Source organism: Micromonospora aridisoli, assembly GCF_056150025.1.
In genome coordinates, this window is sequence record NZ_JAXCFK010000021.1 from 28,283 (window position 1) to 52,548 (window position 24,266).

The following is a 24,266-nucleotide window of genomic DNA, read 5'->3' on the forward strand; positions in this document are numbered from 1 at the left end:
GCCGCGCCACGGCGCGCCCGGGCCGCCGTGCCGGTGGGTGTACCGGAGCGGCGCACCGGGTACTGCGCCACGCCAGAAGCGAAGGAGGCTGCCGTGGGCGCGGTCAGGGACGTACTGCGACGACCCCTCGGGCACTTCACCGAACGTACGCTCGCCGGTCTGGCGCTCGTGCTCGGTGCCGGGGTCGGCTTCGGGTTGCTGCTGGTGCTGGTCCGCGTGCGGTGGACGCCGCTGTACGACGTGGACCACGGCGTGGCGCAGTGGCTCAACGACCGGGTTTCGCCGATCGGGCCGCTGGTGACGGTGCTCAACGCCATCACCGACCTCGGTGGCCGCGCGGTCATTGTCTGGCTGGTGACCGTTGCCGTGGTCGGTCTGCTGATCCGCCGGCAGGGCCGCCTCGCGGTCTTTCTGATCGTCACCGGCGCGGGCGCGCTGATTCTCGACCCGTCGCTCAAGACGTTGGTGGACCGGTTGCGTCCCGAGGTGGACGTGCCGATCGGCGCGTACGCGGGACAGAGCTTCCCGAGCGGCCACGCCCTCGGGTCGATGGTGGCCTACGGCGCGCTGCTGCTGGTGTTCCTGCCGGCGATGGGTTCGCGCTGGCGTCGGCCGGCGACGGTCCTGGTCGGCACCGTCGTCTTCCTGATCGGGTTCACCCGGGTCGCGCTCGGCGTGCACTTCCTCTCCGATGTGATCGGGGCCTGGCTGCTCGGCGCGGCCTGGCTGGGGGTCACCGCGTACGCCTTCCGGTTGTGGCGGTTGGAGCGGGGCCGGCCGGCGTCGCCGCTGATCGAAGGGCTGGAGCCGGAGGCCGCCCACGAGGTGGCCCCCGCACCGGACGAGAAGAAGCTGTTGCCGCACGCGCGGGCCGGCGTCGCCGAGATCGTGGTGGGTTGGGTGCTGGTCTTCGGCGCTCTCTACGGCTTCGGCATGTTCGTCAGCTACTACGCCGACGACACGTTCCTCGCCCGGCTGGACGAGGCGGTGCCGGCCTGGTTCGCCGAGCGCGGCACGCCCTTCCTCGACGGGTTGAGCTGGTGGTGGAGCAAGGCCGGTGACACCCACGCCATCATGGCGATCTCGTTGGTCTTCTGCCCCCTGGTGCTGGCGATCTGGCGGCGCTGGCGACCGGTGCTGTTCGTCGCGTTGACCATGTTCGGTGAGCTGACCCTCTTCCTCGCCGCCGCGGCGGCGGTCGACCGGCCGCGTCCGCCGGTGGAGAACCTGGACGGTCCGATGCCGACGTCGTCGTTCCCGTCGGGCCACATCGCGGCCACCCTCTGCGTGTGGATCGCCATCGCCGTGATCGTCCTGCCGCGTACGGACCGTTGGTGGCGCTGGCTCTTCGTGGCCGCGGCGGTGATCATGCCGGTCGGGGTGGCGGTCTCCCGGATGTACCGGGGCATGCACCACCCCACCGACTTCATGGGCGCGATCATCCTCGCCACGGCCTGGATCGGCCTGCTCTACTGGGTGATCCGTCCCAACGAGGACGTCCATCAGGGCAACCAGCCGGCCATCGAGTCGGAGGACGTGGACACCCTCGACGACGAGCTGGCCCGGGCCGGCGGGCCGGGCTGAGTCGACCGTGCTGCGGGTGATGACCTGGAACATCCGCACCGGCGGTCGGGACCATGACGGTCCCGACCGCCGAGAGCTGGTGGCGCGGGTGGTCGCGCGGCAGCGCCCGGACGTGCTCGCCGTGCAGGAGCTGCGCGGGCTCGACGTGGTGGGCTTCGCCGCCGACGTCGGGCTGCGGCCGTACCTGGCCCGTTCCTGGCTGGGGCAACCGGTAGCGGTGCTGGTGGGCCCGTCGTGGCCGGTGCTGGCCGCCGCGCCGGTCCGCCGGCCGTTCCACCACGCGGCTCAACGCGTGGTGGTGGGCACCGACGCCGGTCCGCTCACGGTGGTCGGCACCCACCTCGACCCGTACTCGGGGACGCGTCGGCTGGTCGAGGCCGGGTGGGCCGCCGCTGCGCTGCGCCGAACCCGCGACGACCTGGCGCTGCTCGCCGGTGACCTGAACACCCTCGACCCGTACGCCGAGCACACCGACCGGGTGGGCCGGCTACCGTCCGCGTACCGTCGGCGGCACCTGCGCCGCGACGGGCGGACGGTGGAGACCCGCGCGGTGGCCCGCCTGCTCGCCAGCGGCCTGATCGATCTCGGAGTGGCCGCCGGAGCGACGGTGCCCACCGCCCACGGTGGGGCGGAGTTCGCCGACATGCGCCTGGACTACCTGCTCGCCACCCCCGCGCTGGCCGCGCACCTCGTCCAGGTGCGCGTCGTCCGAGACGGCGACACCGACTACGCCTCCGACCACTACCCGCTCCTCGCGGAGTTCGTCCTGACCCCGCCCCGCCCAGTTGATCAAGAGCTTTCGGCCCGACACGCCGAGTCCGCGGACCAAAACGTCTTGGTCGCCAAGGGCGGGGGCGAGCGGGTCAAAGGAGCAGGTTGAGCAGGACGGTCAGGACGATCGAGGCGACGATCGAGAAGAGGATCATCAGGAGGCAGCCGACACCGCCGCCGGCGGGGCGGATCTCCGTGTTGCCGATACGCATGGGCTCAACTCTCCGTCAACTCGTCGGGACGCTCGTACCGATCAGGCGGCGGACGGTCTCCGCGACCTGCCGTGGTGCGGTCGTGGCGATGTTGTGTGCCGCGCCCGGCACGGACACCACCCCGGCACCGGGGACCACCCCGGGGCCGGGCACCAGTCGGGCGGCCCGGGTCCGCCACGCCGCCGGTACGACGGTGTCGCGTGCGCCAGCGATCACCATGGTGGGCACGGTGATCCGGGTGAGGTCGTCCTCGATCCGGTTCCGGACCGAGTGCGACAGGGTGGCCCAGACCCGCCATGGGCGGGCGTCCACCACGTCACGGAGCAGGATCGGGGCCTGCCAGAGCGCCTCCCGGGTGCTGGTCACCAGCCACCGGCCCATCTGGGCACGCCGGCTGCGGGCCTCCGGATCACTCGTCGGCCCGGCCAGGACCACGGCGCACACCGCGTCCGGGTGGCGTACGGCGAGGGCGGCGGCGACCTCCGCGCCGAACGAGTGGCCCAGCACGCAGACCGGGGGCAGCCGGTACGCGGCCAGCAGCGCCGCCAGGTGGTCGGCGTGCCGGTGCGCGTCGTAGGCACGTGGCGGGCGGGCGGTGAGCCCGAACCCGGGCAGGTCCGGGGCGTACACCGGATGGGTGTCGGCCAGCGTGGCCGCCAGCGGGGTCAGGTAGCGGTGGGAGACGGCCAGCCCGTGCACCAGCAGCACCGGCGGGTTCGGTCGGTCCTCCCGGACGCCGCGACGCACGTGGGTGCGCAGACCGTCGACCGTGCGCCAGTCACTGGTCAGGCCGGCCGCGTCCGCCGGGGCGGACAACGCCAGGCGGAGCCAGGCGCGGCCGGGGCGGTCGACGGCGGGACGGCGTACGGTGCGGGCGGCGGGCGTCGCGGGCCGTCCGCCCGCCCGCGACCGTCGACGGATCACAGCTCGCGCAGTCGGGGGAGCAACTGCTCCTGCGCCCAGTCCAGGAACATCGGCTGGCTCTCGCCACCGATCTGGATCAGTGCCACGTGGGTGAAGCCGGCGTCGACGAACTTCTTGAACGCCGCCACGTGCTTGTCCACGTCGGGGCCGCAGGAGATCTCGGCCGCCACGTCCTCCTCGCGGACGCTGCGGGTGGCCGCCGCGAAGGCGTCGGTGTCGGGCAGGTCGGTGTTGACCTTCCAGCCCAGCCCGAACCAACGGAACTGGTCGTGAGCGATCTTGCGGCACTCGGCCTCGTCCGGTCCGTAACAGATGGCCACCTGTCCGTACCGGGGACGTCCGGCACCGCCGGCCTGCTCGTACATCTCGACCAGGTGGGGCTCCGGATCGGTGGCGACCATCGCGTCGGCGTACTCGGCGGCCAGGGTCGCCGACTGCCGGCCGGAGGCGGCCACCGCCATCGGCACGGGCGTGTCGGGACGGTCCCACAGGTACGCGTCGGGCACGTCGAAGTGGTTGCCGGAGAAGGTCAGCGTCTCCCCGTTGAGCAGCGGACGGATGATCTGCAACGCCTCCTCGAACATCTCGTGCCGCTGCTGCACGTGCGGCCACCCGCCCACGACGTGCTCGTTGAGGTTCTCCCCGGCACCGAGGCCGAGGGTGAACCGACCGTCGGAGAGCACCCCGAGCGTTGCCGCCTTCTGCGCCACCACGGCCGGGTGGTAGCGGCGGATCGGGCAGGTTACGAAGGACATCAGCTCCGCGCGGGAGGTGGCGTGCGCGACCGCGCCCAGCACGGACCAGGCGTACGGCGAGTGCCCCTGCGACTCCAGCCACGGGTAGTAGTGGTCGGACATGACGAGCTGGTCGAAACCGGCCGCCTCGGCACGCACGGCGTAGTCGACGAGTTCCTTCGGACCTGCCTGCTCGCACATCAGGGTGTAGCCGACGCTGACCATTGACGTCTCCTTCCGGGCCGGGGCGGATCATTCCGGATACCCCGGCCCGGAACGGTCAACCCTGCCTGACGCTTGACGGTGCGCCGGCCGCCTGCCTACCGTTGTCTGAACCGGTTCAGAATCCCGGCGTGGTGCGCATCCTGTGGTGGGGATGTCCACCCCCGTGACGGCTCGTGTCTCCTGGGGTCGTCACGGGCGGCCGGCGTACTGAACCGGTTGCTTTAGCCGTTTCATCGGCATACGCTGATGTCTGCCTCGCCGGGCCCCGAACCGCGGCTGTCGGGCTGTAGCCGCGCATCTGCCACTCACCGCACCCCCTGGGCACGGGGGCGCCACCTCTTGCGAGGAATGCATGAGAAAACTGTTCGCGGCCGCCGGTGCCGTGCTGCTGGCGACCGTCGCCGCAGTGTTCGCCTTCGGACCCACGGCGCACGCCGCCGCCGGCTTCACGGTCAGCAACGGTCGGCTCTACGACGCCAACGGCAACGAGTTCATCATGCGCGGGGTCAACCACGCGCACACCTGGTACACGAACCAGACCAGTTCCTTCGCCAACGTCAAGGCCCTCGGCGCCAACTCGGTGCGGGTGGTGCTCTCCAGCGGCGACCGGTGGACCCGCAACAGCGCCGCCGACGTGTCCAACGTGATCCAGCTGTGCAAGACGAACCGGCTGATCTGCGTGCTGGAGGTGCACGACACCACCGGGTACGGCGAGCAGAGCGGTGCGATCACCCTGGACCGCGCGGTCGACTACTGGCTGAGCATCGCCAGCGCGCTCAACGGCCAGGAAGCGTACGTCATCGTCAACATCGGCAACGAGCCGTACGGCAACCAGAACTACTCCTCCTGGGCCACCGACACCTCCAACGCGATCCGTCGGCTGCGCAACGGCGGCCTCACTCACACGATCATGGTCGACGGGCCGAACTGGGGCCAGGACTGGTCCTTCACCATGCGGGACAACGCCCCCACGGTGTTCAACGCCGACCCGGCCCGCAACACGGTCTTCTCCATCCACATGTACGGCGTCTTCGACACCGCCGCGGAGATCAGCGACTACCTGGGCCGGTTCCGTAGCTGTGGACTGCCCATCGTGGTCGGCGAGTTCGGGCACTACCACTCCGACGGTGACCCCGACGAGGACGCCATCCTCTCCTACACCCAGGCCAACGGCATCGGCTGGCTGGGCTGGTCGTGGAGCGGCAACAGCGGTGGCGTCGAGTACCTCGACATGGCCACCAGCTTCGACCCGAACCAGCTGACCAGCTGGGGCCAGCGGTTGTTCAACGGCACCAACGGCATCCGGCAGACCGCCCGCGAGGCCAGCGTCTACGGCGGCAGCTCCCCGACCCCGACCCCGACGCCGACGCGCACCCCGACGCCGACTCCCACTCCCACGCCGACGTCGACCCCGCCGCCGGCCGCCGGTTGCTCGGCGACCTACTCGGTCACCGGCCAGTGGCAGGGTGGTTTCCAGGCCGACGTCCGGGTGACCGCAGGCAGTACCGCCATCAACGGCTGGACGGTGCGCTGGACGTTCGGCAACGGCCAGACGGTGACCCAGTCCTGGAACGCCACGGTCACCAGCAGCGGGTCCAGCGTGACCGCCCGCAACGTCGACTACAACGGCCGGCTCGGCGCCGGAGCCAGCACGAACTTCGGCTTCCTCGGCAGCTGGAACGGCACCAACCCGGTACCCGCGATCACCTGCACCGCGAGCTGACCTCGTACCCCTCATGGTGGCCGGGCCCGCACGGGCCCGGCCACCGCTCGTCGTCAGTCGGAACTGTCTGATCCGCGAGAAATAGGAGAGGTCACGGCCGGGTCAATGACCTTGTTCACGCATTTCACCAGTTCGGCACATTCGGTGAAGTCCGGATGGTCGCAGTCCAGGGCGTGGGAAACAATTGCCAGTGACGCTCGCGTGTCGCGCATTCGTCGCCGTAGCACGCTTTGCTGTTCCGCCAGCAGTTGTCGCCGCGCCGTCGCGTCGCCCCGGTTGACCAGAAGTGTCCGCAGTTGACCCAGGCTGAAGCCGGCCTCCTTGCCGAGCAGGATCATGCCGACCTGGTCCACGTGTTTCCGCTGGTAATACCGGCGCCCGTTGGCCCGTCGACAGGGCACGAGCAGACCCACCGACTCCCAGTGTCGCAGTACGTGTGGAGCCAGCCCGAACCTGCCGGCCAACTCGCCGATAGTCATCGATCGCCCACCAGATCTTGACTTCATGTGAGCATTAACTTGCATCATTGTGATTGCGTCAAGCCGCGGCGGCCGACTCCCGGAAAAGCGATGCAAGTCTTGACAGATGGAGGACTCAGTGCATTTGTTGCGTCAGACGGGTCAGGTGCGGCTGCGGGCGGTGGTGACCATGCTGGTGGTGCTCGCCGCGGCAATCGGCGTCAACCTGGCGGCCTCGTCGCCGGCCAGCGCGGCGACCACGACCATCTGCAAGAGCTCCGGAGTGCCGGCCGGTTACGTGATCATCGCCGAGGGCTCCTCCAGCTCCTGCCCGTACGCCTACCCGAACACCTGGATCATCACCACGCCGTCCACCACCGGCACCACCACGGTCTGCAAGGTGTCGACCATTCCGGCCGGCTACGTGATGCTCAGTGAGGGAAACTCCACCCAGTGCCCCTATGCCTGGCCGAACACGATGACGATCCGTATTCCATCCACCAGCGGAACGACCGTGGTCTGCAAGGCCGGGCCGTTGCCGGACGGGTTCGTCATCATCGCGGAAGGCAGTTCCACGCAGTGCCCGTACGCCTGGCCGAACACCTGGACCATCCGGGTCCCGGCGACCTCCGGAACCACCGTTGTCTGCTCGGTATCGCCGGTGCCAGCCGGCTATGTCGTCGTCGGCACCGGATCGTCAAGCCAGTGCCCGTACGCCTACCCGAACACCAAGACGATTCGTCGCCCCTGATCTGACAGCGCTTCTCGCCGGGCCGGGCCGACGGCCGGCGGCATCGGAGCCGGGTCCGGATACGGCACGCGTATCGGACCCGGCTCCACCCTGCCGGATCGACGGGCAGGCTTTTCAGCGATCTCACAGGCCCGCTCGATAGCGTGCGCTGGTCCGCGTCCGCTCCCACAATGGAGTTCGGGCATCAGACCCCGCAGGAGTACCAATGGTCTTCAAGAAGATGTTGAGCGCGTTGGGCGTGGGCGGTCCCAGTGTGGACACCGTCCTGACCAACCCGAACACCCGGCCCGGGCTGACCCTCGACGGCCAGGTCAACCTGCTCGGCGGGGAAGCCGCGGCGGACATCGAGCAGATCGTCGTCGGGCTGGTCACCCGGGTGGAGGTCGGTGAGCAGGCCGGCGTCATGGAGCTCCACCGACAGGCGGTCAGCGGTCAGTTCCAGCTCGCCCCGAAGCAGACGCTCTCCATCCCGTTCCAGATCGCGGTGCCGTGGGAGACCCCGATCACCGACGTCTACGGTCAGCGACTGCCGGGGATGACCCTGGGGCTGCGTACCGAACTGGCCATCGCCCGCGCGGTGGACAAGGGCGACCTCGACCAGGTCAACGTGCATCCGCTGCCGGTGCACGAGCGGATCCTGGAGGCGTTCCTCCAGCTCGGTTTCCGGTTCAAGTCGGCCGACCTGGAGCGTGACCGCATCCACGGCGTCCAGCAGACGTTGCCCTTCTACCAGGAGATCGAGTTCTTCGCCGCGCCGCAGTACGCGCAGACCGTGAACGAACTCGAACTCACCTTCGTCACCAACCCGCACGGCGTGGACGTGGTGCTGGAGTGCGACAAGCGCGGCGGGTTCCTGACTCCCGGGCACGACGTCTTCGGGCGCTACCAGGTGTCGCACGCCGACGCGGAGCGCTCCGACTGGGTGCAGGTGGTCGACGGCTGGTTGCAGGAGACGATCGGCCGCTTCGGTGCGTTGCGCGCCCAGGCGTTCGGCCCGCAGGGCTACGGCGCGCCCGGGTTCGGCCCGCAGGGCTACGGCGCGCCGAACAAGTTCGGCCACCCGCAGCAGCGTCGTGGTGGCGTCGGCATGGGTGGTGTCGTGGCCGGCGCGGCGCTGGGCGCAGCCGGTGGCATGCTCGCCGGTCACATGATCGGTAACGCCTTCGAGGGTGCCGAGGAGGAGGTGGCCGAGGCCGCCGGTGACTTCGGCGGCGACTTCGGTGGCGGCGACTTCGGCGGCTTCGAGGAGTTCTAGACACACGCAACGGTGGCCCTTCGGGATCTGCTCCCGAAGGGCCACCGTGCGGACGCGGGCGGTTCGGTCCCGCCCACCCCGGGGTCACCGTCCCCGCTTACGCTCCTCGCCCGAGCGCTTCGGGCTACCGGCCTTCGCCAGACCACGGCTACCCAGGTAACCGAGAGTCAGCAGGGTGATGAAGAACCACGCCTGGCCGGGGTTGTTCAGGTTCAGCCCGTACGCGGTGGTACCACGCCAGAAGGCGGCGATGACCACGGCGGTGACGGCAGCCGCGTAGATCCAGAACTCCGTCGTCAGGAACGACTGCTTGGTCTCCGTACCCACTCCCGGCATCGGCTGCCGGTGTCCGTCCTGCATCATCGGCATCGGACGGGTGGGTGCCTCCTGCATGGACGAGCGGTTCTGCGCGTCCTGCGCCGGGCGGTTCATCGGCCTGGTGGATGCAGCCTGCGTGCTCATCTGTCCTCCTCAGGATTGATGAGTCGTAACCTGCGACCCTCGCCCCGCTACCGCGTGTCGGCCACGGCACGGTTCGCGTACTTGGCGGGGGCACCCCGGGTCTACCCCCCGCCCGGGGAGCAGTAACGCACGTCAGGGCCGGGATTCTCGCCATTTCGTGGGCGGCGCCGCACGCCGCCGCCCACGAAAGGCTCAGCGGAGGCCGTTGCGGATGGCCACGTCGACCAGCAGGTCCGGGTCGTCGGTGATGATGCCGTCGACCCCGAGGTCGATGACCCGCTGCATGATCCCGGCGTCGTTGACGGTGTACGGGATCACCTTCAGGCCGTACCGGGACTGCAGGGTGCGTACGTCCGGTCCGTGGAAGTACGTCCGGTCCTGCCGCAGGTACCAGTCCGGGTGGGCGACGGAACCCTGCGTCGGGTCGTGCACCTGCCAGTTCGCCGAGACGGTGACGGCGCCGGCCGCCCGGGTGAGGCGGCCCAGGTCCCGGTACTTCCACCAGTCCAGCCCGGCGGTCCAGGGGCTCTTCACCGACGGGTCGCCGTACACCGCCCGCAGCGAACACTCGTCGGCCAGCCCGGCGCACTCCGTCGGGCCGTACTGCCAGACCAGCGCCACCGTCTCGATCCGCCGGTCCAGCTGCCGGGCGTAGGTGATGGTGCGCCAGTCGAACGACTGGATGGTGACGCGGCTGGTGAGGCCGGCGCGCTGGACGGCGGTGACCAGCTTGCGGGTGAAGCTCCGGTACGGCTCCGTGTCGTCGACCAACGGGCTGATCTTCGTCTCGATGTTGAACCGGACGTCCGTGCGGCCGCTGGCCCTCACCAGCGCGAAGACCTCCTCCAGTGTGGGGATCCGGGCACCCGGGACGGGCACCTGGGCAGGCATGTCGGCGGCGGTCCGGGTACCGCAGTCAAGGGTCTTGAGCTGTGCGAGGCTCAGCCGGTGCACCAGCTTGCCCACGTACGGGAACTGCGGGTCGCGTGGCCGGACCGGTGCGGTGTCGATGCAGTGCGAGCCGTTGACGGTGCGGTCGTGCAGTACGACCAGCCGGCCGTCGGAGGTCACGCCGGTGTCCAGTTCCAGGGTGGAGATCGCCGGGTTCGCCAGGGCGTTGGCGAAGGCGGGCAGGGTGTTCTCCGGCCGGGTGGCCCGGCCGCCGCGGTGTGCCTGGATGTCGAACGGCGAGGCGTACGCCCGGGGCAGCCGGTGGCCGCGCTGCTTGAGCAGGTCCCGCAGCCGGTCCGGGTAGTCGGTGATGATGCCGTCCACCCCGTCGTCGATCAGCTTCGCCATGGTCGGTACGTCGTTCACCGTCCACGGGACGACCTTGATCCCGTTGCGGTGCGCGTGGGTCACCATCTCCCGGGTCACGTACGGCCGGTAGCCGGGGTCGGAGACGGTGCCGTTCTGCGGGAAGCCGTGCACGGGCGAGAACGCGGTGACGCCGAGGCTGCGGACCGCCCGGATCGGGTCCCCGCCGAAGTCGTCGATGTCCAGCCCGCCCAGCCACGGTGACGCGCCGGGTTGCCCGACCTGGAGGAAGTCGTAGTTGGTCAGCGCCACCAGTGGCAGGCGCGGCTCGACCTGACGCATCCGCTTGAGCGCGCCCCAGTCGAAGCTCTGGACGGTCACCTGCCGCAGCAGCCCGGCGGCCCGGATCTCCTTCGCGGTGACCTGGACGAACTGTTCCCGTGGCGCGGTCTCACTCGGCGCGCCGGCCTCCACCTTGGTCTCGATGTTGAGCGTCACGTCGTCCGCCCGGTACCGCTTGACCAGGGCGAACACCTCGCTCAGCAGCGGCATCCGGGCGTCCGGCACGGCCTGCTGCCCCGGCCGGTCCGGCAGCGTGCGCGAACCGCAGTCGAGGGTGCGTACCTGCGCCAGGGTCAGCGTGTTGACGTACTTCCCGACGTACGGGAACTCGGGGTCACCCGGGACGGCCGGAGCGGTGTCGGTGCACTTCGTGGCACTGACCCGCCGGTCGTGGGTGACCACGGCCCGTCCGTCCTCGGTGATCTGGACGTCCAGTTCCAGGGTGCTCACCCCGAGCTGGAGGGCGTTGCCGAACGATGCGAGGGTGCTCTCCACCCGCAGCCCGAGCCCACCGCGGTGGGCCTGCAGGTCGAAGTCCCGGTCTGGTCGCGGTCGTGCCGCGGCGGGTGCCGCCAGCATGGTCGTCACGATCGTCGCAGCCAGGGCCGCGACGGCGGTACGGCGTACGGTGCGCACGCTGTCCTCTCCCTTCCGCGGGGATCTCCCGCCGAATCCGCTGCACAGCATCGGCAGCCGGCACGGCGGGCAGGCAGACGCGGCACGACGGTCCGGTGAACCGGCGGTGCGGGTTTGCCGCGCCGGTCACCGGGCACGCACCGAGACCGACCCTTCTGCGAGGTGATGGATCGTGCGTGAGGACGACATGCGACAGGACGCCGCCCGCCGGGCCGAGGAGCGGATCACCGGCGGCGTGTACGGCGAAGGTGCCCTGGACGAGGTGACCGTGCCGCCGACCGACGTGGAGAGTGAGTTGCAGCGTGCGGACCCGGACGATCCGGCGGACGCGCCGATCGACCCGAACGTGCTGCGTGACGGCGGGCCGACGCGTGGTCAGGGCGCGATCACCACGACCGGCGGCACCGCCGGACCGGCCAGCGTACGACGGGTGGCCCGCCAGCCGGAGCGCCACCGGGGCAAGGTCGCCCCGACGACGACCGGCGACGCCACCACCGGCGGCATGAGCACCCCGGCCGGCGGCACCACCAGCGACCAGTCCACCCCCGCCACCCACCTGGGCAGCTTCGAGTAACCCACCCAGGAGCGTCGTTGATCATGAGGTTGGCGGCAACGTCAGAGATCGAGATCGCCGCCAACCTCATGATCAACCTGGGTCAGGGGTGGGTGGGCGTGAGGGTGGTCAGGCGTTGGGTGGCTCTGGTGAGGGCCACGTAGAGGTCGCTGCGGCCGCGGGGGGACTCGGCGACGATGTGGTCGGGATCGACCACGATCACCGAGTCGAATTCGAGTCCCTTGGCCTCGGCGACGGTGAGCACCACCACCCGGCTCTCCAGGTCCGGCTGTTCGCCGACGGCCGCCTCGGGCAGGGCCGCCGTCAGTGCCGTACCGAGGTCGTCGACCCGGCCGGCCGGAACGATCACGCCGAGCCGCCCGTCGGTCAGTCCGGCCGCCTCGGCGGTGGCCACCTCGACCAGCTCCGCCGCCAGCCGCCGCGCCGGCACGTCCCGCAGGACCGGCGCGACCCCGCTGGAGCGTACGGCGCGGGGCGGGCGCAGCGCCGGATCGATCTGCGCCAGCACGCCCGCGGCCACCTCCATGATCTCGGCGGGGGTGCGGTAGCTGACGGTCAGCTCGGCCAGCCGCCACCGGTCCGCCACGTACGGCGCCAGGGCCTGCGCCCACGACGGCGTGCCGGCCAGCGCCCCGGTCTGCGCCACGTCACCCACGATGGTCATCGAACGGCTCGGGCAGCGGCGCATCAGCAGCCGCCACGCCATCGGCGACAGTTCCTGCGCCTCGTCGACGATGACGTGACCGAACGCCCAGCCACGGTCCGCCGCCGCGCGCTGCGCCGTGGTGAGCCGGTCCGCCTCCTCCTGCCGCTCCAGCAGCCGGTCCGCGTCGAGCAGATCGGTCACGCCGAGGATCTCGCCGCCCTCGGCCTCATCCTCCACGTCGATCGAGCGCGAACCCCGGGCGATCTCCAGGACGCCCTCGGCGTACTCGCGTTGCAGGGCGCGGATCCGTTCCCGCCGGGCGGCGGCGGCCCGGTCGTCCTCGCCGAGCAGTTCCGCCGCCTCGTCCAGCAGCGGCACGTCCGCCGGTGTCCAGCCGCCCGGCTCGCGGTGCAGCGCGGCCCGCTCCACGTCGGTGAGCATCGGCGCGGCGGCGTCGATCCGGTCGGTCGAGGCGTACAGGTCGGCGAGCAGCCGCTGCGGCGTGAGCAGCGGCCACAACTCGTCCAGCGTGGCCTGGACCTCCGGCTCCTCGCGCAGCTCGCGGCGGATCTCGGCGCGGTCGGCCTCTTCGAGCAGGTTCTCCCCGCCCAGCGGGTCGGCGCCGATGCGTTCGGCGACCTGGTCGGCGAGCGCATGGATGATCTCGATGTCGAAGACGGCGCGGGCCAGGTTGTGCGGCCGGCCGCTGCGCCGGGCCCGCTCGCGCGCCGCGTGCACGGTCGCCGGGTCCAACACGAGGACCTCCCGCTGCGGCAGCTCGATCTCCACCGGCTCGTCGGGCACCCGCTGCCGATCGCGTACGGCGTTCGCCAGCACCTCGACCATCGCCAGGTGGCCCTTCAGGGCGGCGGTGGCGGCGGGCTCGGGCCGGTGGGCACTCACGCCCGGGAAGAGATCACCCTGGGTACGCAGCAGCACGCCCGTCTCGGCCAGGGCGGGCAGCACCTGCGAGATGTAGCGCAGGAACGTCACGTTCGGGCCGACCAGCAGCACCCCTCTGGTCGACAGCTCCCGCCGGTGGGTGTAGAGCAGGTACGCGGCCCGGTGCAGGGCCACCGCGGTCTTGCCGGTCCCCGGCCCGCCCTGCACCACCAGCACGCCCGGCAGGTCGGCTCGGATGATCCGGTCCTGTTCGGCCTGGATGGTCTCCACGATGTCGCGCATCCGGCCGGTCCGCCCGGCGTTCAGGGCGGCCAGCAGCGACGCCTCACCGGTCAGCTCCTCGTGCGCGGTGGGGGAGGCGGTGGCCAGATCGAGCACCTCGTCGTTGAGGCCGACCACCTTGCGTTGCCGGGTACGCAGATGCCGGCGACGCCGGATGCCCTGCGGGTTGGCGGCGGTGGCGAGGTAGAACGCGCGAGCGGCCGGCGCCCGCCAGTCCATCAGCAGTGGCTCGTAGTCGCCGTCGGTGTCGAAGATGCCGATCCGGCCGATGTAGTGCCGCTCGCCGCTGTCGGTGTCCAGCCGGCCGAAGCAGAGGCCGTTCTCCACCGCCGCGAACTGCTCGACCTGGTCGGCGTACATGCGTACCGAGCTGTCGCGCTGCGAGCGGGCCTGCAGCGTGCCGCCGGTCGACCGCAGTTCCTCGGTCAGCCGGGTCGCCGCCTGGTCACGCAGGTCGTCGAGGCGCTGATAGAGCATCGAGACGTACTCCTGCTCGCGGCCGATCTCGTCGTCGGACGGCGAACCGCCGGAGTGCCTTGACAATCCGTCTCCCGATTGGCTAGAATTCGCATTCAGAACGGCTTTATGGAGCCGTTCTTTTTTGTGCCTGAACTGCCAAAGATAGCGCGCTCGGACGTCAGCGGCGCTCGGTGCAGACCTCACCGGAGCGGGCCACGGTGTCGGTGGACCAGGCGACCGCGACCGTGAAGCAGTAGTCGAGGCTGCGGTTGAGACCGTAGACGACGAAGCTGTCGCTGCCGGCGGGCAGATCCGCGAAGGCGTTCTGCGGCTGGCCGGTCCGACCGCCCGAGACGATCACCGGTCCCTCCGCCCCGGCCGGGTACGTCCAGCGCAACGTCACGCTGTCCCGGTTGTCGCGCAGCGACAGGTCGGTCGGTGGGGCAACGGGGGAGACGGAGGGAGCGTCGTCGGCCGTGGGCGTGGCTGCCGGAGTTGCCGGGCCACTCGGATCGCCGCTCGCCGCCGGTGGCGCCGGGTCCCCGCCGTCGACCCGCGACACCCCGGCGATGACCGCCGCGGCACCGAGCAGCACCACGAGCACTCCGGCCGCGACGATCGGCACCAGCCGGTTCGGCCGGCCGGGCGGCGGCACGGCGGTACGGCGTACCGGCACCGGCAGCAGGGGGGAGGGAGGCCCGGGGCGTTCCGGCTCGACCCGGCGCAGCCGGTACACGCCGGGAGCCTGCGGCGCGCCGGTCAACCCGATCACGCTCGGCGGTACGGGCCCGCTGGCGGGGGGTGCCTCGGGGTACGGACTCGGGCCCGGCTGCTCACCCTCCGGCTCGACCCACCAGTCGTCGGGTGGCCCGGCCGGGCCGTCGACCGGTTGCCGTGGCGTGGGCACCGGCGACGCCGTACCCGCTGGCGGCTGACCGGCCGGCGGGTACCCGTGGCTCGGGTGGTAGCCCTCTGCCGGATGCTCCTCCGCGGCGGCGTGGTGGGCCGTCCGCCACGGCTCGTCCTCTGCCGACGTCGTCGCCCACGACGGCTCCCCGTCCGTCGTCCACCCGCCCGGCGTAGCGGCGGCGCTCGACTCATTGCCCGCCGTGGCCGGCCAGATCGTTCCGGGATCGCTCGGCGTCGCCGCCCAGGGCGGGGCGGTCTCGTCGTCGGTCGACGTCGTCCAGGACGGGACGGTCCCGTCGTCGGTCGGCGTCGTCCAGGAGGGATCCGGCTCGCCGTCCGTCGCCCAGGAGGGCGCGGCCGGATCGTCGGGTGGTGGATGCTCCGCCTCCGATGCCGGAGTCCACGCGGGAGGCTGGGACGCCTCCGACGCCGGGCCGGATGCGACCGCGTCTGCGCCACCATCGACCGGCCAGCCGACCGGTGCCGCACCCGTGCCGACCGACGGCCCGACTGGCGGTGGTGGTGCCGCAGGAGCACCGTCGTCGGGCAGGCGTGGGTGCGGCCAGGTCGGCGCGGGTGGGGTCCGGTCGGGCGGCGGGGTGCGGGCGGCGGGTACGACCGGTTCCTCCGCGCTGACCGGCGGGTTGTCGGCGCAGACGTGCGCCGGGTTGGCCGCGGCGCGGGCCAGCGCCGCCACCTGGCCGGCCAGCGGATCGTCCGAGGGAAGGTGCTGCCGGGCCAGCTCGCGGGCCAGGGCCAGGTTGTCGTGCGCCTCGGCGAACTGTCCGCAGTCGCGCTGCATCGACCCGAGTCGAGCCAGCATCTTGATTCCGCTCGGGTGCCCGTCACCGTAGACCTCGCGGTGCAGCTCCCAGGCGTCCTGGAGCCGGTCCCGGGCGACCTGGCACTGGCCCCGGGCGTACTCGACGGTGGCCAGGTCGGCGTGGGCGGCGAGCACCCGCAGCGACTCCGGTCCGTCCGACGCGGTCAGCTCGATGATCACTTCCTGGTACAGCCGTGCCGCCCGCGACCAACTGCCCACCCGGTGCAGCACCGCCGCCAGGGTGGCCGCGGCGGCGACCGTACGCGGGTCGGAGCGGCCGTGCAGCCGCGTGCTGGCGGCGTACGCGTAGGCGGCCCAGCCCCGTGCCGAGTGCGGCTCGCCGAGCGCGACCAGTACTCGGGCGTGCAGGCTGGCCGCCTCGGCCATCTCGGGCGTGGCGTTGGCCGGGCGCGGGTCGGCGCCGGTCAGCGCGTCGGCGAGCAGCCGTTGGGCGCCAGCGAGATCGCCGGCGGAGACCAGGTCGTGCGCCTGATCAGTCAGTTCACCGAAGCCGGAGGGCACGCCCCATCGTGCTCATCCGACGACGTTTAGTACAAGACCCGCGCCGGAGTGGTTCGGTCAGGATCCGGTCACGCCTGCCTCAGATGGTCGGTCAGCACCTCACTGATCCGGCGTAGCTGCTCCACCTGGGTCGGGCTGAGAGCGTCGAACAGGTGCCGGCGTACCCCCTCGACGTGGCCGGGTGCGGCGGCGGCCAGCGCGGCGAAACCCTCGTCGGTGAGGTGGGCGATCTGGCCGCGCCGGTCGGTCGGGCAGTCCTCGCGACGGACCCAGCCGGCGGCCTCCAGACGGGCCACCGCGTGCGAGAGCCGGCTCCGGGAGGAGCCGCTGGCCTCCGCCAGTTCGCTCATCCGCAGCCGACGTTCGGGCGCTTCGGAGAGGCGCACCAGGATCTCGTAGTAGGCGTGCGGCATGCCGGCGTCGCGTTGCAGCTTGCGGTCGAGCGTGTCCATCAGTGCCCGGGAGGCGGTCAGGAACGCGCGCCAGGTGCGTTGTTCGTCGGGGTCGAGCCAGCGGGTCATGACCGACATCATACGGCGTTAGTTGAACCCTCAACTAACTCGCGCTAGCCTCGAGGCATGGGAATCCATCGCCTCAACCACGCCGTCCTCTACGTCAGTGATCTCGACCGCAGCGTCGCGTTCTACCGCGACGTGCTGGGCTTCCGCCGGGTACCGATGACCCCGGAGGGGTTCCGGGGCGCCGCTTTCCTCCAGGCGCCGGGCTCCACCAACGACCACGACCTCGGCCTGTTCGAGATCGGCGCGACCGCCGGGCGCTCGACGGCCGGCCGCGCCACCGTCGGCCTGTACCACCTGGCCTGGGAGGTCGACACGCTCGACGAACTGGCCGCCACCGCCCGGCGGCTGACCGCGGCCGGCGCGCTCGTCGGCACCTCCGACCACGGCACCACGAAGAGCCTCTACGGTCAGGACCCGGACGGGCTGGAGTTCGAGGTGGTCTGGCTGGTGCCCGCCGATCGGCTGGACGACGCCGCCCTCGCCGCCCGGACCAGGATCGGCCGCCTCGACCTGGCCGCCGAGATCAGCCGCTACGGCGGGGACACCCGGGGCGGGGTCGGCATTTCCGTGCCGGCCTGAGCCCGGCGTCGCCGGCCCACCCGGCCGTTGGGGTAGAACGGCAGGATGCCGACCGACGCCACCGGGCACGAAACGTTCCTCCGACACCTGGACACCTGGGTGCCGGCCGCGCTGCGCCGGGCACGGCGGGCCGCCGTCGCCCTCGGGTACGACGGCAGCGACCCCACCCTGGCCGAGCGGACCCTCCGGCTGGCCGGCGAGCACGCCAACCGCCAGCGCGGTTGCCGACTCACCGTGCTGGTGCTCGCCGAGGGGACCGAAGAGCTGCCGGCCCGGCTCGGCGCCGCCGAAGCGGGGCTGCCGCCGGAGGTCGCCGTACATCTGATGCCCGGCCCACCGAGCCGGCTGCCGGTGGCGCTGCGGGCGGCTGGTGCCGCGGGCGCGCCGGTGCTGTCCTACCTGGAGGCCGGTGACCTGCCCGACCCGGTGGCGCTGACCGCCGCCGCTGCCGGCCGGGCCGCCGAGGCGCTCGTGGTCGCCGGTGCGGGCACACCCCTGCGACCCGCACTCGCCGACGCCGGGTTTCCGCTGGCCACCGAGGTTGAGCTGGTCGACACCGACCGGCGGATCGGCTTCGGCACCGGATCGGACCGCAGCCTGGAGACCATCAAGGAGACCCTCTGGGCGTCCGGGTCGCGGTTCCGTGACCCGGACGGCGCACCGCTGTCGACCGCGCCCCCGGTGGATCCGGAACCGCTGGGCCGCGTCCTGCTCGGCGAGCTGACCCGGCAGGGTCCGCGCACGGTCACCGAACTACGGCGTCACGCCGTCACCGTCACGGCCTACCGGGCGGCGGACGCGGTACGAGCCCTGACCGCGCTGCTCGACGCCGGCCAGGTGACCCGGACACCGCCGGACGGCCGGCTCGGCGGCGACGTGCTGATCACACCGGTCCCGTCGGGCGCCTGACCGCCGCTCCCCGGCCGGTCCGCCGCGTCGGCGATCCGGGCCGCTGAAACGCGTCACGCTTGAACCAGGACCGAGTGGCATCCGGGCTGTCCGAAGCCACTCGATCCTGGACCGAGCATGACCATGCCGGTCGTCCCGCCGTGCCGGACGTTCAGCGGGGCGTCGGGGGATGCCGGCGGCGCCCCGCTGAACGTCAGGCACTCAGGCGGACTTGTCCTGCTTCCAGTGCAGCGGCCCCGGCAGGTCGACGCGGTGCGCCCGGGCCCGCGAGTTCCAGGACCACCGACCGAGCTTGATGCTCCAGGACGAGAAGCCGTTCTGCGTGAAGTGCAGAATCAGCGGCCCGAACTTCTTGCGCTTGCGCAACATCACACCCATCGTGGGCCTCCCTTCGATGCTTCCCCGTGCGGGCTCGAAGATGCCCGTTGCGCTGATTCGGCAAACCAGGCCGATTCCGTGGCACGACGGCAGGTTTCGGCGCGGAGATGCGCCCTCCGTCCAAGGGCAGCGTCCACCCGGAACGGTCGAAGGTCCGAAGCCTGACCGGGGAAGCCCTCGGACCGGGCCGGTTCGGTGTGCAGGGTGGGGTGGACGTCAGCGGGGTTCCCACGCGTCGGGCAGGGTGGTCAGCCGCCGGACGTGGGCGGGCAGTCGACCGTTGACCAGGTCGGCGAGGCTCACCTCGTCGACCACCCGCCGCAGGGCGGCCCGTACGGCCACCCAGAACTCCGGCAGGTGCGCGGCCACCCCTTCGTACCGTGTCTCCTCCGGACGCTGGCCACGGACGCCGGCCAACGGACCTTCCACCGCCCGCAGCACCGCGCCGACGGTCACCTCGCGGGGCGGACGCGCCAGGGCGTAACCGCCCTCCGCGCCACGCTGGGCCCGGACGATGCCGGCCCGACGCAGATCGGCGAGGACCGCCTCCAGGAACTTGCGGGGCATGTCCTGCTCCGCCGAGACGGCCTGGGTGGACAGCAGCGACGGGTACGCGGCGGCGAGGCTCAGCGCCGCCCGTACCGCGTAGTCGCCACGCGCGGAGATCTGCACCCTGCCATCATGCCGAATGCGCGGCCCCCGGGACCGTCCGGCGGCGCCGTCACACCCGGTGGGACTCGGCTCGCGCGTCGACGGGTGGGCGGGGTCGCACCATCGGTGCCGGCGCGGGCCGTTCGCGGGCGGCCCGGAACGCCCCCGGGCTCATCCCGACCTCGCGGGTGAAGAACCGCCCGAAGTTGGTCGGCTCGGTGAAGCCGAGTTGCCGCCCGATCCGGGCGATCGGCTCGTCGGTGGCGGCCAGCAGCCGGCTGGCCTGGAGCGCGACCCGTTCGTCCACCACCTGCTTGGCGCTGCGTCCGGTGATCGCCAGACAGGCCCGGGTGAGGGTACGCACCGAGCAGCCCAACCGGTCGGCGTAGTCCTCGACCCGGCGGGTGTCCTGGTAGCCCCGCTCCACCTCCCGGCACAGCCGCCGGAAGGTGTCCTCCTCCGGGCGGGATGTCCGCCCCGCCGAGGACGGCAGCATGCTCAACCGCAGCAGCAGCACGGTCAGTTGATGACGCAACAGGCTGCGGGCGGCCGGGGTGTCCCGGTGCCGGTGGGCGTCCACGGTCAACTGGCTGACCTCGTTGATGATCGCGTCCTCGTCCTCGCCGGCGAGTTGGACCCAGAGCGGCACGTCGTCGGCATCGATGTCGAGACCGTGCAGCGCCTCCGGGTGCCAGCGGACCACCGTGGCGTCCAACTGGGGCAGGGCGCAGCGCAGCACCTGACCGGGACGGACCCGCAGCAGCGTGCCGGGCCGGCACGGCAGGGCGCGGAAATCCACCTCGGCGAGCCCGTGACCGCCCGTGGTCAACACGATCAGTTCGCGGTCCAGCAGCACCGGTCGTCGCCACCCAGCGTCGGCTGCGAGGTCGCCGAGTGTGACCGTGTCGATCTCGACGGGGCCGGCGGCAGCATGGGGCGGAGCCGTGACGAGGTGACCGGAAGGGACCATCACCTGCGACGTTAGCCCGGGACCGGCCCGGCCGCATCCTTCGCCGCCCAGGTTCTGCGGTCGGCCGACGCCGGTGGCACGGAATCCGGCCGGTGGGGTTGTTCCCGGTGTGGCGGGGCGATTAGGTTACTGATCGGTAGTGACCTGGTCGTCGTGGCGCCCGAACGGTCCGTGGCGGCGGCCCCGACACCGGCCGCCCCAGGCCGGGTACCGCGAGGGGATGAGCATGAAGGACCTGTTCTCCGTCGACGGCAAGACCGTCCTGGTCACCGGCGGTTCGCGGGGCATCGGCCTGATGATCGCCCGGGGCTTCGTCGCGGCCGGGGCGCACGTCATCATCTCGTCCCGCAAGGCCGACGTCTGCGAGGCGGTGGCCAAGGAGCTGGCCGCGCACGGCCGCTGCGAGGCGATCCCCGCGGACCTGAGCCACGACGAGGGTGCGCAGCAGCTCGCCGCCGCCGTACAGGACCGGGTCGACACGTTGGATGTGCTGGTCAACAACGCCGGTGCCACCTGGGGCGCGCCGCTGGAGAGCTATCCGGAGAGCGCGTTCGACAAGCTGTGGGCGGTCAACGTGAAGGCCGTGTTCCGGCTGACCACCGCGCTGCTGCCGACGCTGCGCGCCGCCGCGAGCCACGACGACCCCGCTCGCGTGATCAACATTGGTTCCATCGACGGCATCCGGGTGCCGTTCATGGAGGTGTACGCGTACTCGGCGACCAAGGCGGCGGTGCACATGCTGACCCGCAGCCTGGCCCACCAGCTGGCCGGCGAGCGGATCACCGTCAACGCGATCGCGCCCGGTCCGTTCGAGAGCAAGATGATGGCGTTCGCGCTCGATGACCCCGGTTCCCGGTCGGCCATCGAGGCCCAGGTCCCGCTCGGCCGCATCGGCCGCCCCGAGGACATGGCCGGCACCGCCATCTACCTCGCGTCACGAGCCGGCGCCTACCTCACCGGCGCGGTCATCCCCGTGGACGGCGGCATCACCACCCACGGCTGACCCTCCCCGCCCGCGCCCTGCCGTCCCGCGCCCTTGCCCTCCCGCGCCCTCGCCCTGTCTCCCGCGATCTTGCAGTTTCTGTCGGTGCATAAGGCGCCAAAGCCGCACAACGGAGACCACAAGTGCAAGATCGACGCGGGAAATGTGGGGTGGGTGGGGAGTGGGGGTTGGGTGGGCCGCGCGGACTCGGCAGATCCGCGCGGCCCGGGTTCTCGTCTGTCAGCGACCGGCCAGCAGCCGGTTCACCGCGGTGTCGACGTCCAGGTGCTCGGCCTCGCGGCCGCGCGGAACGACGACGTAGGTCCGCCGCAGGAAGCGCACCAGCACGCTGCGCGGCACCTCGAACAGGGCGTTGCCGTCCGGCGACGACAGCGCCAGCGCGACGAAGTCGCCGCGCGGGGTGGCCCAGGGCCAGACCCGTACGTCCCCGATGCCCGCCGGTTCGTCCAGCCCGGTCACCAGCAGTTCGCGGGCGAAGGACCAACTCACCGCCTCGCCGCCGGCCGATTCGGCGTGGAACAGGACATGGACCGCATACGGGTCAGCAGGGTCGTAGCGCAGACTGGCGCGCACCGGCAAAGCGGTGGCGTCAGGTGCGACGAGCCTTAGCGACGTCTCGACCTCTACGGTCGTCGGTCGGATGACACTCATGAACGTTCTCCCCCCGGCACCGCTGCGGAACGCGCGTGTCCCGCTTTTCCCATACTCAGCCGCTACTCCTGGCTACGCTCCGCCATACGCTGACTTCACCCAGTGGTGGGAAGGGGGTCGGAGATGCCTCGTGAACGTGAAAATTCATGTAGGATTTCCGATTCTGCCCAGTGGGTTCATCCCGCCCGGCATCGGGTTTGTTGAGTCGTCGACTTACTCCGGTAACGTCCAGTCGGCCGTTGCAGTGACGGGCCCGCGCCACACTTGGGCGTGAAATGGTCGCGGAAGCGATCCTCAGTGGATCCGGTGACCGCGCGGGGCCCGTCGAACGTCGCGGTCCGCGCAGCCGAACAGCGGGGGTACGGGGTGCCGAAGAAGCGGAGGAACCGGCACGGTCGGTCAGGGACCGATCGCGGTCGGGTGAGTGAACGCGGCGCGATGGTTGACCGGGTACCGGCAGCCGACCGTGGTGTCGCGACCGACCGGATCACCGTCGGGGACCGTGGCCAGGTTGCGGACCTGATCGCGACGGGTGACCGTGGTCCGGTGGCGGACCTGGTCCCCGCGGGCGACCGTGGCCCGGTGACCGGCGGTCGGGCCGGGCGCAACGGACGGGGCTACGCCGGGGGGAATCGGGGTAGATCGACCGGGAGGGGGCATCGAGGGGAGATGACCGGAGGCGCAGGGCGTGAGGGGGGTGGTGTCGCCGTGTCCGAGCGACGCGACCCGGCGCGCTGGCGGCAGCGGTTGTCCACCACCCTCGCACTGATCCGGGCCAATCCCACCGGCCGCATCGCACTCAAAATCATCTTCGGGGTGCTCGGTGCCCTCGTGGTCTCCCTCGGCATCGTGCTCATCCCGCTACCCGGGCCGGGCTGGCTGCTGGTGATCGCCGGGCTCGGCATCTGGGCCGTGGAGTTCCACTGGGCCCGGCGGCTGCTCGCCTTCACCCGCCGCCACGTGCACGGCTGGACGGCCTGGGTGAAGAAGCAGTCACTGCCCGTACGCCTGGTGATCGGCTCGGTCGGCATCGTCTTCGTCGGCACCGTCGCGCTGATGTCGATCAAGTACAGCCTCGGCATCGACGTGATCGCCCAGGTTTTGCGCTACCTCGCGACGCACTGACCCCGGGTTCGCGGGCCGACCGCTGGATCGGGTAGAGTCGTCCGCGCTGAGGGCGATTAGCTCAGCGGGAGAGCGCTTCGTTCACACCGAAGAGGTCACTGGTTCGATCCCAGTATCGCCCACCATCTATATCTGCAGCTGAGAAGCTCGTTGCCGGAAGGGTCGGTAACGAGCTTCTTGGCTGTGACCCCTTAAATTGGGAGCAGGCTGGCGATGACGCCGGCCGGGCCCCCAGCCCGCCACTCCGGCGGCCGACGAGCGCGCGGTCGCTGGTGAGATCGTCAATAACAGATTGGGAAACCCGAAAGCCTGGACGGGTCGGTCCTTGAACCGGTGGCGTCGTGGAGATCTTCTGCCCGCCATTGCCATACAGGCACTGTCGACCTCGTCCCACATTGGAGGTCGGGACGCCACCGCCGAGTGCTCGCAGCGCCTGGCACCCGATGGCAATGCCGGCAACCACCCGAGGTCTTCGAACGGGTCGACGACTTCTCTCGCTGGTGCGGCCAACGGCCCTTCGTCTTCCGCAACCCGCCAAGACCGATAAGGCCTGCTCGCTGATGGAGCCGCACACGAACTCGGACACCTACCCTGCATCACGACGCCGAGCCCGGCAGCAGATCCTGGAACGCGAGGCCATCGCGTTCGCTCCTGAGGTCCTCGCCCTCAGCATGCTCCTGGCCGACGAACTGTCCCCTGGCTCGACTTCGGACTCAAACGCGGCTGGGGCATCAGCCTCAAAACCCTCGTCTACCGGGACCACGACACCAACCCGAACTACGCATCAGTTTGGGGGGCCTGTCTCGGCCAACGGCTCTGTCTCACATTCGGCTCCGTCTCACATTCGGTGGTGATGGAGGGTGCTGGTCAGCCGAGCAGGATTCGATGGCGCAGGAGAGCGAAGCCCGCTCGTCCGTACATCTGTCGCTTGATCAGTTTGGTTTTGGTGTTGACGCCTTCGGTGCCGCCGTTGTGGAAGGGGTGGGTCAGGGCGGCGTTGACGGCGTCGCGGTCCAGGCCGAGGCCG

Annotated in this window: 23 protein-coding genes and 1 tRNA gene; 11 read left to right on the forward strand and 13 right to left on the reverse strand. The window is 71.2% G+C overall.

All coding sequences use genetic code 11. The features are described 5' to 3' along the window. Positions 1–93: 93 nt before the first annotated feature. Together SM447_RS27880 and SM447_RS27885 are read left to right on the forward strand one after the other, a co-directional pair. Complete coding sequence (locus tag SM447_RS27880; protein WP_474575858.1) at positions 94–1,584, forward strand: phosphatase PAP2 family protein; 1,491 nt, start codon at positions 94–96, stop codon at positions 1,582–1,584. 7 nt (positions 1,585–1,591) lie between these two features. Beyond that, positions 1,592–2,464 (forward strand): endonuclease/exonuclease/phosphatase family protein, encoded by an 873-nt coding sequence (locus tag SM447_RS27885; RefSeq protein ID WP_474575859.1) that lies wholly within the window; start codon positions 1,592–1,594, stop codon positions 2,462–2,464. 118 nt (positions 2,465–2,582) lie between these two features. Here SM447_RS27885 and SM447_RS27890 read toward each other — a convergent pair whose 3' ends face one another. Together SM447_RS27890 and SM447_RS27895 are read right to left on the reverse strand one after the other, a co-directional pair. Then, positions 2,583–3,491, reverse strand: a complete 909-nt coding sequence (locus tag SM447_RS27890; RefSeq protein ID WP_474575860.1) for an alpha/beta fold hydrolase — start codon at positions 3,489–3,491, stop codon at positions 2,583–2,585. Continuing rightward, the gene (locus tag SM447_RS27895) at positions 3,488–4,450 is read right to left on the reverse strand and encodes a TIGR03557 family F420-dependent LLM class oxidoreductase (RefSeq protein ID WP_474575861.1); all 963 of its coding nucleotides are present in this window, start codon (positions 4,448–4,450) and stop codon (positions 3,488–3,490) included. The genes SM447_RS27890 and SM447_RS27895 overlap by 4 nt, the downstream gene beginning before the upstream one ends. Positions 4,451–4,802: 352 nt before the next feature. On the opposite strand from SM447_RS27895, the gene SM447_RS27900 reads away from it, so the two are divergent. After that, positions 4,803–6,173, forward strand: coding sequence for a cellulase family glycosylhydrolase (locus SM447_RS27900; RefSeq protein WP_474575862.1), 1,371 nt, complete (start codon positions 4,803–4,805; stop codon positions 6,171–6,173). A 53-nt stretch (positions 6,174–6,226) separates the two neighbouring features. On the opposite strand, the gene SM447_RS27905 is transcribed toward SM447_RS27900, so the two are convergent. Further along, complete coding sequence (locus SM447_RS27905) at positions 6,227–6,700, reverse strand: helix-turn-helix domain-containing protein (protein WP_474575863.1); 474 nt, start codon at positions 6,698–6,700, stop codon at positions 6,227–6,229. 70 nt (positions 6,701–6,770) lie between these two features. Between SM447_RS27905 and SM447_RS27910 the strand changes: the two genes are divergently transcribed. Both SM447_RS27910 and SM447_RS27915 read left to right on the forward strand, forming a co-directional pair. Beyond that, complete coding sequence (locus tag SM447_RS27910; protein WP_474575864.1) at positions 6,771–7,382, forward strand: hypothetical protein; 612 nt, start codon at positions 6,771–6,773, stop codon at positions 7,380–7,382. A gap of 205 nt (positions 7,383–7,587) precedes the next feature. Next, positions 7,588–8,637 carry a sporulation protein gene (locus SM447_RS27915; RefSeq protein WP_474575865.1) on the forward strand — a complete coding sequence of 350 codons (1,050 nt, stop codon included), beginning with the start codon at positions 7,588–7,590 and terminating at the stop codon, positions 8,635–8,637. Between the two features lie 84 nt (positions 8,638–8,721). Here SM447_RS27915 and SM447_RS27920 read toward each other — a convergent pair whose 3' ends face one another. Beyond that, the gene (locus SM447_RS27920) at positions 8,722–9,099 is read right to left on the reverse strand and encodes a hypothetical protein (protein WP_474575866.1); all 378 of its coding nucleotides are present in this window, start codon (positions 9,097–9,099) and stop codon (positions 8,722–8,724) included. Between the two features lie 192 nt (positions 9,100–9,291). Further along, positions 9,292–11,334, reverse strand: coding sequence for a glycerophosphodiester phosphodiesterase family protein (locus SM447_RS27925; protein WP_474575867.1), 2,043 nt, complete (start codon positions 11,332–11,334; stop codon positions 9,292–9,294). Between the two features lie 172 nt (positions 11,335–11,506). Between SM447_RS27925 and SM447_RS27930 the strand changes: the two genes are divergently transcribed. After that, positions 11,507–11,908, forward strand: coding sequence for a hypothetical protein (locus SM447_RS27930; protein WP_474575868.1), 402 nt, complete (start codon positions 11,507–11,509; stop codon positions 11,906–11,908). Positions 11,909–11,990: 82 nt separating this feature from the next. On the opposite strand, the gene SM447_RS27935 is transcribed toward SM447_RS27930, so the two are convergent. The 3 genes from SM447_RS27935 to SM447_RS27945 form a co-directional block, all read right to left on the reverse strand. Continuing rightward, on the reverse strand, positions 11,991–14,216 hold the full coding sequence (locus SM447_RS27935) for a HelD family protein (RefSeq protein WP_474575876.1): 2,226 nt from the start codon (positions 14,214–14,216) through the stop codon (positions 11,991–11,993). A 160-nt stretch (positions 14,217–14,376) separates the two neighbouring features. After that, positions 14,377–16,452 carry a tetratricopeptide repeat protein gene (locus tag SM447_RS27940; protein WP_474575869.1) on the reverse strand — a complete coding sequence of 692 codons (2,076 nt, stop codon included), beginning with the start codon at positions 16,450–16,452 and terminating at the stop codon, positions 14,377–14,379. A gap of 68 nt (positions 16,453–16,520) precedes the next feature. Next, positions 16,521–16,982, reverse strand: coding sequence for a MarR family winged helix-turn-helix transcriptional regulator (locus SM447_RS27945; protein WP_474575877.1), 462 nt, complete (start codon positions 16,980–16,982; stop codon positions 16,521–16,523). A gap of 48 nt (positions 16,983–17,030) precedes the next feature. Here SM447_RS27945 and SM447_RS27950 point away from each other — a divergent pair, with 48 nt between their 5' ends. Beyond that, a complete protein-coding gene (locus SM447_RS27950) occupies positions 17,031–17,552 on the forward strand; it encodes a VOC family protein (RefSeq protein WP_474575870.1) in 522 nt (173 codons plus the stop codon). Positions 17,553–17,597: 45 nt separating this feature from the next. Then, a complete protein-coding gene (locus SM447_RS27955) occupies positions 17,598–18,461 on the forward strand; it encodes a hypothetical protein (RefSeq protein ID WP_474575871.1) in 864 nt (287 codons plus the stop codon). Between the two features lie 201 nt (positions 18,462–18,662). Here SM447_RS27955 and SM447_RS27960 read toward each other — a convergent pair whose 3' ends face one another. The 3 genes from SM447_RS27960 to SM447_RS27970 all read right to left on the reverse strand — a co-directional run bounded on the left by SM447_RS27960 (position 18,663) and on the right by SM447_RS27970 (position 20,460). Further along, positions 18,663–18,839, reverse strand: a complete 177-nt coding sequence (locus tag SM447_RS27960; protein ID WP_474575872.1) for a DUF4236 domain-containing protein — start codon at positions 18,837–18,839, stop codon at positions 18,663–18,665. Positions 18,840–19,055: 216 nt separating this feature from the next. Further along, positions 19,056–19,511 carry an RrF2 family transcriptional regulator gene (locus tag SM447_RS27965; RefSeq protein WP_474575873.1) on the reverse strand — a complete coding sequence of 152 codons (456 nt, stop codon included), beginning with the start codon at positions 19,509–19,511 and terminating at the stop codon, positions 19,056–19,058. A 49-nt stretch (positions 19,512–19,560) separates the two neighbouring features. Further along, positions 19,561–20,460: a helix-turn-helix transcriptional regulator gene (locus SM447_RS27970; RefSeq protein ID WP_474575874.1), complete on the reverse strand. Its 900-nt coding sequence runs from the start codon at positions 20,458–20,460 to the stop codon at positions 19,561–19,563. A 226-nt stretch (positions 20,461–20,686) separates the two neighbouring features. Here SM447_RS27970 and SM447_RS27975 point away from each other — a divergent pair, with 226 nt between their 5' ends. Continuing rightward, positions 20,687–21,463, forward strand: a complete 777-nt coding sequence (locus tag SM447_RS27975; RefSeq protein ID WP_474575878.1) for a glucose 1-dehydrogenase — start codon at positions 20,687–20,689, stop codon at positions 21,461–21,463. 219 nt (positions 21,464–21,682) lie between these two features. Here SM447_RS27975 and SM447_RS27980 read toward each other — a convergent pair whose 3' ends face one another. Continuing rightward, on the reverse strand, positions 21,683–22,114 hold the full coding sequence (locus tag SM447_RS27980; RefSeq protein ID WP_007457244.1) for an SsgA family sporulation/cell division regulator: 432 nt from the start codon (positions 22,112–22,114) through the stop codon (positions 21,683–21,685). 555 nt (positions 22,115–22,669) lie between these two features. Between SM447_RS27980 and SM447_RS27985 the strand changes: the two genes are divergently transcribed. Both SM447_RS27985 and SM447_RS27990 read left to right on the forward strand, forming a co-directional pair. Further along, positions 22,670–23,239 carry a TIGR02611 family protein gene (locus SM447_RS27985; RefSeq protein ID WP_474575879.1) on the forward strand — a complete coding sequence of 190 codons (570 nt, stop codon included), beginning with the start codon at positions 22,670–22,672 and terminating at the stop codon, positions 23,237–23,239. 50 nt (positions 23,240–23,289) lie between these two features. After that, positions 23,290–23,364: transfer RNA gene (locus SM447_RS27990), tRNA-Val, on the forward strand. A 742-nt stretch (positions 23,365–24,106) separates the two neighbouring features. Here the strand turns inward: SM447_RS27990 and SM447_RS27995 are convergent. Next, positions 24,107–24,266, reverse strand: a 160-nt coding sequence (locus tag SM447_RS27995; RefSeq protein WP_474575880.1) for a transposase, incomplete at its 5' end; no start/stop codon positions are given.